The sequence below is a fragment of the bacterium genome (assembly GCA_024224155.1).
Taxonomy (GTDB): domain Bacteria; phylum Acidobacteriota; class Thermoanaerobaculia; order Multivoradales; family JAHEKO01; genus CALZIK01.
Genome location: JAAENP010000454.1, coordinates 1 through 1,165, shown reverse-complemented (window position 1 = coordinate 1,165; position 1,165 = coordinate 1). Strand labels below are relative to the sequence as shown.

Here is a 1,165-nt window from a genome sequence, read left to right as displayed (position 1 = left end):
TGCGTTTGGAGAGCAAGCTGCCCGGCGACGAAGTGCGGGCCAAGCAGCGGCTCAAGAGTCTGTATCGGCGTCGCGGTGTGGCGTGCGTGAATGCCGCGGTCTATTCGCCGCGGTTGCGCGGGGAGTGGAAGACGAAGCTGCCACCGAGCCTACGCCCGAGCGCCGAGTTGCTCGGCCAGGAGTTGGATCAGCTCGCAGAGCTGCAACACACCGCAGAGCAGCAGATGTGCGATGCCGCCAGGAAGTTTCCGATGTGGCGCAAGCTTCAGACGGTTCCGGGGATCGGTCAGAAGCGAGCGGCGCAGTTACTGGCGATCGTCGTGACGCCTCATCGATTCCGCACCAAGCGACGCTTCTGGTCCTACTGCGGGCTGGGGGTGGTGACGCGCAGCACCTCGGACTGGGTCCGTCAGGCAGACGGCCAGATGGTGCGGGTCCCGGTGATCCAGACCCGGGGGCTGAACAAGGCCAGCAACCGCCAGCTGAAGGGGATCTTTGTGGGCGCCGCCAGAACGGCTCTACGCTGCCGGCCTCCCAATCCTCTGCTCGAGGCCTACGAGCGAATCGTGGGGTCGGGGACCAAACCGAATCTGGCCCGGCTCACCATCGCGCGCAAGATCGCCGCGGTGGTCCTAGCGATGTGGAAAACCGAAAGCGAGTACCGGATCATGAGCTAAGCACGTCTCTGTGCCGCGTCCCGACCGAGCGAGAGCCGCAAGCCGGCGACCGAAATGGGAATCGGTGGCGGGAAGAGCTCCGAGATTCAAAGGTCGAGGGAGAGTCTCCACTGTCAACTTGGGCCCCATCGACGATGGGAGTCACTGCCTCAAGTCTAGGCCCCCTCCCAGGACCGAAAGAAGAGATGGCCCACGAGGCCCTGATGGAAGGCTGGTCCCACAACTCGAGGACCCACCCAATCGCTTCTCATCCTACGAGCCCGCCCGCACGAAGAACCGATCCCGGAACCGGACGACGCTCGGCCCAACGACTCGGTAACGGCAAATCCCGCGCTCGATCGCCAGATGTCGAGGGCTCAGCGAGAGTCCGTCTTGACATCGATTTCTATGGAAGTTGACAGCACCCTCGGGGTCTGCCTCGTCGACAGCCTCGTCAACGCATGTTGCGGATGATGCTCATGGCCGTGTCGTGGCACATCTTCATGATG

1 protein-coding gene is annotated in these 1,165 nt (G+C 63.4%); it reads left to right on the top strand.

The features are described 5' to 3' along the window. A partial coding sequence (locus GY769_22060) for an IS110 family transposase (GenBank protein MCP4204602.1) occupies positions 1-677 on the top strand: 677 nt, incomplete at its 5' end. Positions 678-1,165: the final 488 nt, after the last annotated feature.